The sequence below is a fragment of the Paeniglutamicibacter cryotolerans genome, from assembly GCF_014190875.1.
GTDB lineage: Bacteria > Actinomycetota > Actinomycetes > Actinomycetales > Micrococcaceae > Paeniglutamicibacter > Paeniglutamicibacter cryotolerans.
The window spans coordinates 965,267-977,873 of sequence record NZ_JACHVS010000001.1 but is presented as its reverse complement, the minus strand read 5'-3'; the positions used below and the strand labels follow the sequence as shown (position 1 = coordinate 977,873).

The 12,607-nt window shown below is 65.8% G+C and carries 9 protein-coding genes; 5 read left to right on the top strand and 4 right to left on the bottom strand.

The features are described from left to right. Nucleotides 1-81: 81 nt before the first annotated feature. The 3 genes from E9229_RS04690 to E9229_RS04680 all read right to left on the bottom strand — a co-directional run bounded on the left by E9229_RS04690 (nucleotide 82) and on the right by E9229_RS04680 (nucleotide 2,585). Nucleotides 82-1,335: an aminotransferase-like domain-containing protein gene (locus tag E9229_RS04690; protein ID WP_221184377.1), complete on the bottom strand. Its 1,254-nt coding sequence runs from the start codon at nucleotides 1,333-1,335 to the stop codon at nucleotides 82-84. An 85-nt stretch (nucleotides 1,336-1,420) separates the two neighbouring features. Continuing rightward, nucleotides 1,421-2,080, bottom strand: coding sequence for a GerMN domain-containing protein (locus E9229_RS04685; RefSeq protein ID WP_183510104.1), 660 nt, complete (start codon nucleotides 2,078-2,080; stop codon nucleotides 1,421-1,423). A gap of 52 nt (nucleotides 2,081-2,132) precedes the next feature. Next, nucleotides 2,133-2,585, bottom strand: a complete 453-nt coding sequence (locus E9229_RS04680; protein ID WP_246380357.1) for a helix-turn-helix domain-containing protein — start codon at nucleotides 2,583-2,585, stop codon at nucleotides 2,133-2,135. Between the two features lie 323 nt (nucleotides 2,586-2,908). Here E9229_RS04680 and E9229_RS04675 point away from each other — a divergent pair, with 323 nt between their 5' ends. The 4 genes from E9229_RS04675 to E9229_RS04660 all read left to right on the top strand — a co-directional run bounded on the left by E9229_RS04675 (nucleotide 2,909) and on the right by E9229_RS04660 (nucleotide 9,875). Beyond that, nucleotides 2,909-4,087: an NAD(P)-dependent malic enzyme gene (locus tag E9229_RS04675; protein ID WP_183510103.1), complete on the top strand. Its 1,179-nt coding sequence runs from the start codon at nucleotides 2,909-2,911 to the stop codon at nucleotides 4,085-4,087. 459 nt (nucleotides 4,088-4,546) lie between these two features. Next, nucleotides 4,547-6,760, top strand: a complete 2,214-nt coding sequence (gene betT / locus E9229_RS04670; protein WP_183510102.1) for a choline BCCT transporter BetT — start codon at nucleotides 4,547-4,549, stop codon at nucleotides 6,758-6,760. After that, on the top strand, nucleotides 6,757-8,271 hold the full coding sequence (locus E9229_RS04665) for an aldehyde dehydrogenase family protein (protein ID WP_183510101.1): 1,515 nt from the start codon (nucleotides 6,757-6,759) through the stop codon (nucleotides 8,269-8,271). The genes betT and E9229_RS04665 overlap by 4 nt, the downstream gene beginning before the upstream one ends. A gap of 14 nt (nucleotides 8,272-8,285) precedes the next feature. After that, on the top strand, nucleotides 8,286-9,875 hold the full coding sequence (locus E9229_RS04660) for a GMC family oxidoreductase (RefSeq protein ID WP_183510100.1): 1,590 nt from the start codon (nucleotides 8,286-8,288) through the stop codon (nucleotides 9,873-9,875). Between the two features lie 87 nt (nucleotides 9,876-9,962). Here E9229_RS04660 and cycA read toward each other — a convergent pair whose 3' ends face one another. Then, a complete protein-coding gene (gene cycA / locus E9229_RS04655; protein WP_183510099.1) occupies nucleotides 9,963-11,438 on the bottom strand; it encodes a D-serine/D-alanine/glycine transporter in 1,476 nt (491 codons plus the stop codon). A gap of 268 nt (nucleotides 11,439-11,706) precedes the next feature. On the opposite strand from cycA, the gene E9229_RS04650 reads away from it, so the two are divergent. Then, a complete protein-coding gene (locus E9229_RS04650; protein WP_183510097.1) occupies nucleotides 11,707-12,552 on the top strand; it encodes an HpcH/HpaI aldolase/citrate lyase family protein in 846 nt (281 codons plus the stop codon). Nucleotides 12,553-12,607 lie beyond the last annotated feature (55 nt).

Genomic DNA, 12,607 nt, shown 5'->3' with positions numbered 1-12,607 from the left:
GCGATCTCGGCAGCCACCGCCTGATCCGCGACGCGAAGGCCATCCGGGGCAGGCCCCGGAGGACCCCGCCCCGGAATGCAGTTAACGCGCCTCGATGGCCTCGCGCAGCACGGGGGCCAGGCGGCGCACTCCCTCGTGGATCTTGTCCGCGGAAATCGCGCTGAAGGCCAGCCGCAGCTTGTTGCTCGGGGTGTCGGCGGGGCTGAATGCGGCGCCCGGTATGAAGACGACACCGGCATCGATGGCCTTTGCCAACAGGGGGTAGGTATCGATGCCCTCCGGCAACGTCACCCAGACGAAGAATCCACCCTCCGGGCGGGTCCAGCTGACCGACTCCGGCATGAACTCCGCCAATGAATCCAGCATTCCGGCGCAACGTCCGGCATACAGGTCGCGGTAGCTGGCTATCTGCCCACGCCAATCATGGTGCTTGAGGTATTCGCTGATCAACATCTGGTTGAACGTCGGCGGGCAGAGGGTGACCGCCTCGGATGCCAGATAGAAGCGGCGCTGCAGGTGCTCGGGCACCAGGGCCCAGCCGATGCGCAGGCCAGGGGCCAGGATCTTGGAGAAGGAGCCCATGTAGATGACATCGTCGGGGTAGTCCGCGCGGAGGGGGAGGATGGGATCCCCGGTATAGCGCAGCATCCCGTACGGGTTGTCTTCGAGCACCAAGATGTTTGCTTCGCGGCAGATCTCCATGATCTGCGGGCGGCGTTCGGCGCAGAGGGTGATGCCCGAAGGGTTGTTGAAGTTCGGGATCGTGTAGAGGAGCTTGATGGTGGCGCCCGCGGCGCGCAATTCGGCGATGCGCTTGGCGAGTTCGGCCGGGATCATCCCGTGCTCGTCGGTGGGGATGGGCTCGACCCTCGCCTGATAGGCCTCGAAGGTGTTCAGTGCCCCGACGTAGGTCGGGTCCTCGCACAGGATGGTATCCCCGGGGTCGCAGAAGACCTTGCACGCGACGTCCTGGGCCGATTGCGAGCCGGTGGTGACCACGATGTTTGCCGGATCAGCGTCCAGGATGCCCTCCTCGGCCATGACCTCGCAGATCTGTGCGCGCAATTCCGGCGTGCCCTGGCCGCCGCCGTACTGCAGTGCCGTCATGCCGTGCTCGATAATCAATTCCGAAGCCATGGCGCCGAGCTTGTCCAGGGGAAGCGATTGCAGGTATGGATTTCCCCCGGCCAGCGACACCAGCGAGGGGTCCAAGGACAGGTCGAAGACGTCGCGCACGGCCGACTGCTTGATGTTCGCCGCACGTTCGGAGAACAGCGACTCGTGGCGCAGCGCCGGGGTGACGCGCCCTAGGGCGATCTCGGGTTCACTGGGCAAGGTCGTTCCTGACTGTGAGTTCACACACCTAGAATAGCAACGTTTGTTGTCTATTAGTCAACAAGGGCTTGGTTTCACCGGATTCCTATTTCCCGTTCAAGAGCATGGATATCGGGATTCCGTTGACGAGGATGCGCGCCGTTTGTACTGAGGCGGCCGTGGCGGCGGTGCGGCTGAGCTGTTCGATGATCCGTTGATCCTCGCAGGCCCCGCCCGAGGATACGTGCCCACGCAGGTTCACCGTCACCGTTTGACCGCTCGTTGACGACGACACGAAGGCCAGCGTTGATGAAGCCACAGCGTTGGTGAGGCCCGAGTCGCCGTGGCCGCTCGAGGTATCCGAAAGCAGCAGCTCCAGGGCGGCCCCGACCTTGTCGGTGAATTTCCGCGGGCCAGCTGGTATGGCCACGATGCTGTCACCGCAACCGAATTCCGGTCCGGACTTCCCGCGGTCTCCCACCGCCACGTAGTAGATCGTCAGATCGGCTGTCGTGGGGGGTCCGGTGGGCGGCACGGTGTTCGAGCCCGGTTCCGAGGCGGACGGTTCGGGGATCTTGTCCGAGGCCGAGGGGCGCATCGTCGGGATCTGGCTGCCCATGCCGGGAGTGGGTGCCGTGGCCGTGACCGGCGCGGATGATGCCCCGGTCGCAGAGGGTGCCGGCATCTGGTCCTGAGCCGGCGCGCAGCCAGCCAGCGCAACGAGCAGTGCGGTCAGGGCGGGGGCGAGCTGACGCTTTCCGGGCATGCGGGCCACTCCTTAGCGCTGGGAGATGCGACCAACCTTCGGTACCCCCATGCTAGGCCCGGCTTCCGGGCCCGGAAAGGGCTGGCGGGATTCCCTGGTCGCCGCCTGCGGCTGACTTGTGGGCCGCACCCGCGCGGGAATCCAGCCAGGCCTGGACATCGGCCGGTCGAATCCGCCGGTGACTGCCGCGGTATTCGACCGGGATCGCCCCCGAATCCGTCAGCTGGCGCAGGTACGAGGCTGAAACGCCGGCCAGCTGGGCTGCTTGGGAGGTGTTGAGCAGGGATTCAGCTGTACTGATCGTCACCGATTCCCCGCGGGCGAAGCGGGTCAGGGCATCGAGCAGGGCATCGCGGGCGCCATCGGGCAGGCGGAGGGCAGTGCCGTTGACGAAGACCGTGACGTCGGCGGATTCGGCAAGGGAGGCTCGCAGGCTCCCGGCCTCCTTCACCCCGAGGGCGGGATGCGTGATGGCTTTGATCAGGGAAGACATGTGAGCTGGCATGGAACCATCATGCAACACGGGGGCGCTTTCGCACGAGGATGCGGCCGTTGTGGTCCCGTTGCCGCACCATGAGAGGGGGGGCCGCGGCGAGCGACATATGAGGGTAAACGGTAGCGCTGCCACGCCCCGATGAACTACCTTGGTAGCTACGGTCTAAAGAAAGTACTGACCAGTGCGCCATCGCAACGAGCCCATACCCCGGGCCGGCGAGTGCACAGCGAGGCATGAATCCGCCTTCGCCCCGATTGCGGCGGCGATCCCGATTCCAGCGAATCAATGCCGGTCCTCGCTTCTCCATTTCAGAACTTTCACAGGAGACATCAATGTCTATCGATACGTCCGTTAATGCAGCCGTCACCATCACCGACGCGGAGATCTTCGACGCCCACATCGGTGGGAAGCTCGTCGTATCCAGCACTATGGCGCTGGATACCAAGCGGGACCTTTCCATCGCCTACACCCCGGGTGTTGCCCAGGTTTCCCGGGCCATCGCCAGCGACCCGTCGATGCACGCCACACACACCTGGGCCTCACGCCTGGTCGTGGTCGTTTCCGACGGCACCGCGGTGCTGGGCCTGGGCAACATCGGCGCAGCCGCGTCGCTGCCGGTGATGGAGGGCAAATCGGCGCTCTTCTCCCAGTTCGGCGGGCTGAACTCCATTCCGCTGGTGCTGGACACCACGAACGTCGACGAAATCGTCGAGACGCTGGTGCGCCTGCGACCGAGTTTCGGGGCGGTGAACCTCGAGGACGTTTCGGCCCCGCGCTGCTTCGAACTCGAGGAGCGCCTCATCGAGGCGCTGGACTGCCCGGTCATGCACGATGACCAGCACGGTACCGCCGTCGTGGTCCTCGCTGCGCTCACCAACGCCGCGAAGGTCGCCGGCAAGGACTTCGCCGACATGCGCGTGGTCATCAGCGGCGCCGGCGCCGCCGGCATCGCCATCGCCGAGATCTTGGGCAACGCGGGGATCGGTGACGTGGTCCTGGTCGATTCCCAGGGCATCATCCACCGCGACCGTGACGACCTGAACTCGATCAAGGCCCGCTATGCCGCCAAGACGAACAAGGGCGGCATCATCGGCGGCATCCGCGAGGCGCTGGACGGAGCGGACGCCGTCGTCGGCGTTTCATCCTCCAAGTTCGTCGAAGCCGACCTCGAGGCAATGAACGAGAACGCCATCATTTTCGCCCTGTCCAACCCGGACCCGGAGGTCATGCCGGAGGTGGCCCGCAAGTACGCCGCTGTCGTGGCAACGGGCCGTTCGGACTTCCCGAACCAGATCAACAACGTGCTCGCCTTCCCCGGCATCTTCCGCGGCGCCTTGGACTCCGGGGCGCGGCGCATCACCCCGGAGATGAAGGTTGCCGCGGCGCTTGCCATAGCGGCCCTTGCCGAAGACAATCTCAGCGCCGACTACATTGTTCCCTCCCCGCTTGATCCGCGCGTGGCGGATGTCGTGGCGGCGGCCGTCGCGAAGGCCGCCGCCACCGCGAAATAGGTACGTCGGCTTCTCTGCAATGGCCTGCCCGCGCATTCTGTCCAAGGGGTGCGAGGGCCGGCCATTGCGTCGTTCGGGCCCGGATAAAGGCGCGGCGAAGGCGTCGAAGTGCGAACGCCCCTTCGTCATGGAACGCAGGGGGTGCGTCATATTCGACAAAAACCGGCACGTCGATTTGGTCGAGCCGCTGCACGGGTTCATCATCCGATCCAGCCTCACTGACCGCGGAATGCCCGGCATCTTTGATTCAACTTTTCACTGTCAACCTGTCCCGGAACATTGATATATCAAGGTTTGTCACGTGGCTCGAGGGGTGCGGCTACGGGCGGCGCTTCACGTTTCCCCCCGATTTGAACGCGACCCGCGCGCCCCGGATTGCAGCACATGCGGCGTGGCATGCAACAGAAACAGTGTGATCAACTTCACGTTTTATCCGATGTGCTCTGTTAGCGTTCGGGCATGAGTGAGGCTAAATTCTCGAAACGGTCTACCGTCTCCACTTCCTACGAGCAGAGCGGGTCTGCCCCGCCAGGGCGGGGCCCAACCCGGATCAACAAAGTCGTCTTCTTCGGCTCCGCCGCCGGAGTACTGGCCATCATCGCCTGGTCGCTGATCGACCAGGCGGGCGCCAATGCAGTGATCGGCGCCGTGGTCAGCTGGGTGGGAAGCACGTTCGGCTGGTGGTATTCGCTGATCGTCGTCGTCGTCCTGCTCTTTGTCATCGGCATTGCCCTGTCCAAGGTCGGGAAGACCCGACTCGGGCCCGACCATTCAAGACCGGGATTCAACCTGTTCACTTGGGCCGCGATGCTCTTTGCCGCGGGCATCGGCATCGATCTGATGTTCTTCTCCGTTGCCGAGCCGGTGACCCAATACCTGGCCCCGCCCACGGGAGACGGAAGCACCGTCGAAGCCGCCCGCATGGCCATGGCCTGGACGCTCTTCCACTACGGCATCCTCGGCTGGGGCCTCTACGCCCTGATCGGCCTGGCGCTGGCGTACTTCGCCTACCGCCACAACCTCCCGCTGTCCATCCGCTCCGCCCTCTACCCGATCCTGGGCAAGCGCATCCATGGCCCGCTGGGCCACGGAGTGGACATCGCGGCGGTGCTCGGCGCGATCTTCGGCATCGCCACCTCGCTGGGCATCGGCGTCGCCCAACTGAACTTCGGACTCTCCTTCATGTTCGGCATCGAGGAATCGAAGGGAGTGCAGATCGCCCTGATCGCGCTCTCCGTCATCATGGCGACAATTTCCGTGCTCACCGGCGTGGAAAAGGGCATCCGCCGACTCTCCGAGCTGAACATCATCCTCTGCATCGTGCTGATGCTCTTCATCCTGTTTGCCGGCAAGACCCGATTCCTGCTCGACGGCATCGTGCAGAACATCGGCGATACGCTCTCGCTCTTCCCGGGCATGGCGCTGAACACCTTCGCGTACGACCGGCCCGACGCGTGGCTCAACGGTTGGACCCTGTTCTTCTGGGCCTGGTGGATCGCCTGGGCACCGTTCGTCGGCCTGTTCCTGGCCCGCATATCGCGTGGGCGCACCATCCGCCAGTTCGTCGCCGGCGTACTTGTCGTCCCCTTTGCCTTCATCCTGCTGTGGATCTCCATCTTCGGTAACAGCGCGCTGAGCCTGGTCATGGGCGGGAACGCCGAATTCGGCGACATCGCCATGAACACCCCCGAACGCGGCTTCTATTCGCTGCTCGAGCAATATCCGGCGGTCCCGCTGGTAGCCGGCATCGCCACCTTCACTGGGCTGCTCTTCTACGTCACCAGCGCCGATTCCGGCGCCCTCGTGATGGCGAACTTCACCTCCCACCTGAAGGACTCCGAGTCCGACGGGCCGAAGTGGGTCCGCGTTTTCTGGGCCGTCGCCACCGGCCTGCTGACCCTGGCCATGCTGCTGATCGACGGCGTGGCGACACTCCAACAGGCGACGGTGATCATGGGCCTGCCGTTCTCGATAGTGCTCGTGTTCATCATGCTCGGGCTCTACAAGGCGCTGCGGATCGAACGCTCGCTGGCCGGCAGCTACAAGAAGACGCTGCACACCGTCCTGTCCTCGCGGACCGGGGCCGGCGGCATCGAACACCATCGGAGCTGGCACCAGCGGCTGGCCCGGGTCATGTCCTATCCGGGCGCCGAACAAGCGCAGAGGTTCGTCAAGGACGTTGTGGAACCGGCGCTGGAAGAGGTCAAGGCCGAATTCACCGATGCCGGGGCCTCCGGCGAGATGACCATCAAGCCGGTCGGCGCGCTGGGCATCGACTCGGTGGACCTGATCATCCGGCACGGTGGGGAACGGACCTTCAAATACCAGGTGTATCCGGTCCAGCTCCTGGTCCCCAGCTATGCCAAGGTCACCTCCGCCGGGGAGAAGTACTACCGGATGGAGGTCTTCTCCCAGGAGGGAAGCCACGGCTACGACCTCATGGGCCGCACCCGCGAGCAGATCATCTCGGATGTGCTCGACCAGTACGAGGTGCACATGTCTTTCCTGCGCGGACAGTCCGAATCCGCCGGGCGAAGCCGGGTCTCCGATGACAGCCCCGACAAGAACGACTGGGATACCGACTTCGATACGGGAATGATCCCCACGATCAAGCCCGCGGCCAAGAACGCCCGACGGGACGGCGATGAAATCATGGAAGAGGAAAACGCATGAGCAACACTAACGGGGCAGCCCCCGCGCCCGGGGTCAGCATCTTCATCGGCGGAACCTGGGCGGCGGCGGCCGACGGGGCGACCCGGCAGATCACCTGCCCGGGCAGCGGCGAGGTGGTTGCCACCGTGTCGGAGGGGAGTGGAGCCGACTCGGAACGGGCGATTGCCGCCGCCCGCGCCTCGTTCGATGCGGGGGTCTGGTCTTCGGTGCCGGCCCCCGAACGCGGGTCGTTCCTGCTCAGGGTGGCGGCGCGGTTGCTCGAACGCAAGGAGGAATTCGCCCGGGCCGAGGCGCTGGACACCGGCAAGCGGATCCTCGAGGCCCGGCTGGACATCGATGACATCGCCGCCTGCTTCACCTACTACGGCAAGGTGTCGGGGCAGGACGCCGGCAGGATCGTCGATGCGGGGGACAACTCGGTGGTCTCGCGGATCGTCTACGAACCGGTCGGCGTGTGTTCGATGATCACCCCGTGGAACTACCCGCTGCTGCAGGCGGCCTGGAAGATCGCGCCGGCACTGGCTGCCGGTTGTTCCTTCATCCTCAAGCCGGCCGAGCTGACCCCCTCGACATCGATCCTGATGATGGAGGTGCTGCACGAGCTGGGGCTGCCCGCCGGCGTGGCGAACCTGGTCACCGGCGCCGGTTCCCGGGTCGGACCTCCGCTCAGTGAGCACCGCGACGTGGACATGGTCTCCTTCACCGGGGGGCTGGTCACCGGGCGGGCCGTTGCCGCTGCGGCTGCTGGCACGGTGAAAAAGGTGGCGCTGGAGCTCGGCGGGAAGAACCCGAACGTCATCTTCGCCGATGCCGACTTCGATGCCGCGGTGGACAACGCGCTCAATGGCGCGTTCGTCCACTCCGGGCAGGTCTGCTCGGCTGGCTCCCGGCTGGTGGTAGAGGAGTCGATCGCAGAGGCCTTCGTCGACGAGCTGGTGCGCCGGGCCGGGCTGATCCGCCTTGGCGGGCCATTCGACGAGGCGGCGGATTCCGGGGCACTGATCTCGGCCGGGCACCGGGACAAGGTTGATGCCTATGTGCGCAGGGGCATCGCCGAGGGCGCCCGGCTGCGCTGCGGCGGCCGGGCTGCCACCAATGCCGACGGGACCAACCTGGAATCCGGCCACTTCTACCTCCCGACGGTGCTCGATCGGGTCACCGGCGACATGTCCGTCGCCCGTGAGGAAGCCTTCGGACCGACGGTCACCGTTGAAACGTTCACCACGGAGGCCGAGGCGGTGGCGATCGGCAACGACACGGATTACGGGTTGGCCGGAGCCGTCTGGACGCAGGATGCGGGCAAGGCGCAGCGCGTTGCCGGGGCCCTGCGCCATGGAACCGTCTGGATCAACGATTTCCACCCTTACCTGCCGCAGGCCGAATGGGGCGGCTTCGGCCAGTCCGGAGTCGGCCGCGAGCTGGGCCCCACCGGCCTGGGTGAATACCAGGAAGCCAAGCACATCTACCAGAACCTCGACCCGCAGGTCACCGGCTGGTTCGCCGGTAACTGACAAGGAGCAGCCAAATGACTGAACAGAACAGCGGGCTTCCCGCCACGGAATTCGACTACATCGTGATCGGCGGTGGTTCGGCAGGTGCCGCTGTGGCGGCCCGGCTCAGCGAGGATCCCGCACTCCAGGTGGCGCTCGTCGAGGCGGGCCCGGACGACGGCGACCTGCCCGAGGTCCTGAGACTGGACCGGTGGATGGAACTGCTGGAATCCGGCTACGACTGGGACTACCCGATCGAGGAACAGGAGAACGGCAATTCCTTCATGCGCCATTCCCGCGCCAAGGTCCTGGGCGGGTGCTCGAGCCACAACTCCTGCATCGCCTTCTGGGCCCCGGCCGAGGACCTCGACGCCTGGGAAAAGGACCATGGAGCCCACGGCTGGAACGCCGAGACCGGCTTCCGGCTCTACAAGCAGCTGGAAACCAACGAGAACGCCGGGCCGGACGCGCCCCACCACGGGGACGCCGGGCCGGTGCACCTGATGAACGTGCCACCCGCCGACCCCTGTGGCGTCGCCGTGCTCGATGCCTGCGAGCAGGCGGGCATCCCGCGCGCGCAATTCAACAACGGCTCCACGACACGGACCGGTGCCAGCTTCTTCCAGATCAACAGGCAGGCCGACGGAACCCGCGCCTCCAGCTCGGTCTCCTACCTCCATCCGATCCGCGACCGGGAGAACCTGACGCTGCTCACCGGGCTGCGGGCCCGACGCCTGCGCTTCGACGCGGACAAGGCCTGTACCGGAGTGGACGTCGTGGATTCGTCGTTCGGCCGCACCCACGAGCTGACGGCGCGCCGCGAAGTCATTGTCAGTGCCGGAGCCATCGATTCGCCCAAGCTGCTGATGCTCTCGGGGATCGGCCCGGCCGAGCACCTGGCCGAGCATGGCGTGGAACTCCTGGTGCATTCACCGGGCGTCGGCTCCAACCTGCAGGACCACCCCGAGGGAGTGATCCAGTGGGAGGCGAAGAAGCCGATGGTGACCGAATCCACCCAGTGGTGGGAGATCGGGATCTTCGCCAACACCGTCGAGGGCCTGGACCGCCCGGATTTGATGATGCACTACGGATCCGTCCCCTTCGACATGCACACGTTGCGCCACGGCTATCCGACCACCGACAACGGCTTCTGCCTGACCCCGAATGTCACTCGGGCCAAGTCCCGGGGCACGGTGCGCCTGCGCAGCCGCGACTACCGCGACAAGCCGCGAGTGGATCCGCGCTACTTCACCGATGAGGGCGGACACGACATGCGGGTCATGATCGCCGGGATCCGCAAGGCCCGCGACATCGTCTCCCGGCCGGCCATGGCCGAATGGGCCGGGGTCGAGCTCTACCCGGGGGTGGAGGTGCAGAGCGACGAGCAGATCGCCGACTACATCAAGCGCACCCACAACACCGTGTACCACCCGGCTGGATCGGTGCGCATGGGCGCCCCGGAGGACGAGATGTCGCCGCTGGATCCGCAGCTGCGGGTCAAGGGCGTGAGCGGGCTGCGGGTTGCCGACGCCTCCGTGATGCCGGCGCTGGTCACGGTGAACCCGAACATCACCACCATGATGATCGGCGAACGCTGTGCCGAGCTGATCAGGGACGGCTTCTAGCCCGAGCGGCCCGGTACGCCAACGGCCGCCGGCGCGCTCCCCGCCACAGGGGAACCGCGACGGCGGCCGTTGGCCGTGCCGGTAGTCCTAGCCGCGCAGGTGGGCGCGGCGTTCGGCGTGCTCGGCAGCGACCTTGGCCGCGTGTTCGGCGCGGAGGATTCCGTGCTGCGTGTTGCGGCGCAGCACCAGGTAGCCGATCGCCAGGACGAGGAACCACCCGGGGGTGAAGGCCAATGCCATGAGCGTGTCCGGCTGGGTGGTCAGCGCCCAAATGATGAAGCCGAAGAAGGCGAGCACCACGTACGGCATGAACGCCCCGCCGGGCATCTTGAACGAGCTGGCCGCGTGCAGCTGCGGGCGGCGTCGGCGGAAGACGATGTAGCTGATCAGGATGATCGACCATACGAACATGAAGCACAGCGCCGAGATCGTGGTGACCAGCGTGAACGCCTCTGCCACCGAACCTTCGGCGTAGAGCAGGGCGACGCCGGCGAGCAGGAACATGCAGGAGAAGACCAGTGCGTTCTTCGGGACCCTGCGGGACGAGAGCCTGCCGAAGCCATTGGGCGCATCGCCCTCCCGGGCCAGCCCGTAGACCATGCGCGAGGTGGAATATATGCCCGAGTTGGCACTCGAGGTGGCCGAGGTCAGGACCACGAAGTTCACCACCCCGGCAGCGCCGACCAGGCCGGCCAGGGCGAACATGCCCACGAAGGGCGATTCATCGGCGCTGTAATCGGACCACGGGCGGACGGCCATGAGGATGATCAGCGCACCCACGTAGAAGAGCAGTACGCGCACCGGAATCGAGTTCACCGCGCGCGGCAGGTTCTTTTCCGGGTCCTTGGTCTCGGCGGCGGCCGTACCGACCAGCTCGATGCCCACGAAGGCGAACACGGCGATCTGGAACCCGGCGACGAAGCCCATGAAGCCGGTCGGGAACATGCCCCCGTTGTCCCATAGGTTGCTGAAGGACGCGCGGGCCCCGTCGGTTTCGAAGCCCACGATGATCATGACCAGGCCGGTGACGATCAGCGCCAGGATGGCGACGATCTTGATCAGCGCGAACCAGAACTCGGTCTCGCCGAAGGCGCGTACGGTGGGCAGGTTCAGGCCCAGCAGGATCAGGATGCAGGCGACGGCCGGGATCCATAGCGGCAGGTTCGGCCACCAGAACGCCACGTAGTGGGCGATGGCCACCACGTCGGCGATGCCGGTGACGATCCAGCAGAACCAGTAGGTCCAGCCGGTGAAGAAGGAGGCCCAGGGGCCCAGCAAATCCCCGGCGAAGTCGCTGAAGTTCTTGTAGGCCAGGTTGCTCAGCAGCAGCTCGCCCATGGCGCGCATGACGAAGAAGAGCATGAAGCCGATGATCATGTACACGAAGATCACCGAGGGCCCGGCCACGGAGATCGTTTTACCCGAACCCATGAACAGGCCGGTTCCGATGGCCCCGCCAATGGCCATGAGCTGGATGTGGCGGTTGGATAGTGCCCGTTCAAGCGGCTGGTCGTCGGCGGAGGACGGGGCCGTTGGGGTCGGACCTGAAGTCTTTTCAGACATGCGTTGGTTCCTTGCGGTGTGGAGCGTGGGCCGTGTCGGAGAGGTCACAGCCGTAGAAACCTTACGCCCGCGGGAAAGGCGACGAGAAAAGCGCATCATAAATTCGGTTAGGTGCATGTATCGCCGCAGAATCAACAGTCAATGTCCGGCACCGTGATCGAAGCGCGCCAAAGGCGGGCGGTGGGGCGGAAGGGAATGGCCCCGTGGCGGGGTGTGGCAGCACCGGTCGCGTTAAACGAACGGCCCGGAACTCGATAGGCTGTTGTGCATGGCTTTCCGTAACCGACGTGCGGCGTCTCTGCCCGCAAAACTGTCCCGATCCTGGCTGCTGGTCAACGCCGCACACCCGGAGAAATTCGGCCCCGCGCTTGCCTCCGAGGCGGACTCGGTCATTTTCGACATGGAAGCCGCAGTCCCCGATGACAAGAAGGACGAGGCCCGCGAATCGGTCGTAGAGGCCCTGTCCACCGGCATGACGGCCTGGGTGCGCGTGAACGGCATCGATACCGACTTCTGGGCCAAGGACCTTGCGGCCCTGTCCAAGGCGCCGGGCTTGCGCGGTGTCATGCTCGCGATGACCGAAAAGCCCGAGCAGGTTACCTACACGGCGATGCGCCTGACCGCCGGCACCCCGGTGCTCGCGCTGATCGAATCGGCGCTCGGCATCGAGGCCGCGACCTCCATCGCCTCGGCCCCGGGCACTTTCCGCCTGGCCTTCGGCGTGAACGACTTCCGCAAGGACACCGGCGTCTCCGATGACCCGCTGGCCCTGGCCTATGCCCGCGGCAAGCTCGTTGTCGCCTCGCGCGTGGGCAAGCTGCCCGGCGCGATCGATGGCCCCTCGACGCCGGGAGCCGACCAGGCCCGGGTCCTGTCCGACGCGGCAGTCACGGCGTCCATGGGCATGACCGGCAAGCTGTGCTTGAGCGTCGACCAGATCGATGGAGCGAACCAGGGCCTGGCCCCGAGCACCGACGAGCTGGACTGGGCACACGACATGCTCGAAGCCCACGCCGCCGGGGCCTCGGTCGGCGACGGATCCTACCTGCCGCGACTGGCCCGTGCGCAGAAGATCGCCGATCTGGCCGATTCCTACGGACTCTGGAACGCCTAGGTCACTTGTTGCTGTTGAGAAGCGTCCCGTCCCCGGCAGCGGGCGGGATGCTTCG

Bases quoted from the DNA above. Each gene is read 5' to 3' on its own strand.
- E9229_RS04680 (WP_246380357.1), bottom strand. From the start codon at position 2,585: ATGCCAGCTCACATGTCTTCCCTGATCAAAGCCATCACGCATCCCGCC.
- cycA (WP_183510099.1), bottom strand. From the start codon at position 11,438: ATGTCTGAAAAGACTTCAGGTCCGACCCCAACGGCCCCGTCCTCCGCC.
- E9229_RS04650 (WP_183510097.1), top strand. From the start codon at position 11,707: ATGGCTTTCCGTAACCGACGTGCGGCGTCTCTGCCCGCAAAACTGTCC.
- E9229_RS04660 (WP_183510100.1), top strand. From the start codon at position 8,286: ATGACTGAACAGAACAGCGGGCTTCCCGCCACGGAATTCGACTACATC.
- E9229_RS04665 (WP_183510101.1), top strand. From the start codon at position 6,757: ATGAGCAACACTAACGGGGCAGCCCCCGCGCCCGGGGTCAGCATCTTC.
- betT (WP_183510102.1), top strand. From the start codon at position 4,547: ATGAGTGAGGCTAAATTCTCGAAACGGTCTACCGTCTCCACTTCCTAC.
- E9229_RS04675 (WP_183510103.1), top strand. From the start codon at position 2,909: ATGTCTATCGATACGTCCGTTAATGCAGCCGTCACCATCACCGACGCG.
- E9229_RS04685 (WP_183510104.1), bottom strand. From the start codon at position 2,080: ATGCCCGGAAAGCGTCAGCTCGCCCCCGCCCTGACCGCACTGCTCGTT.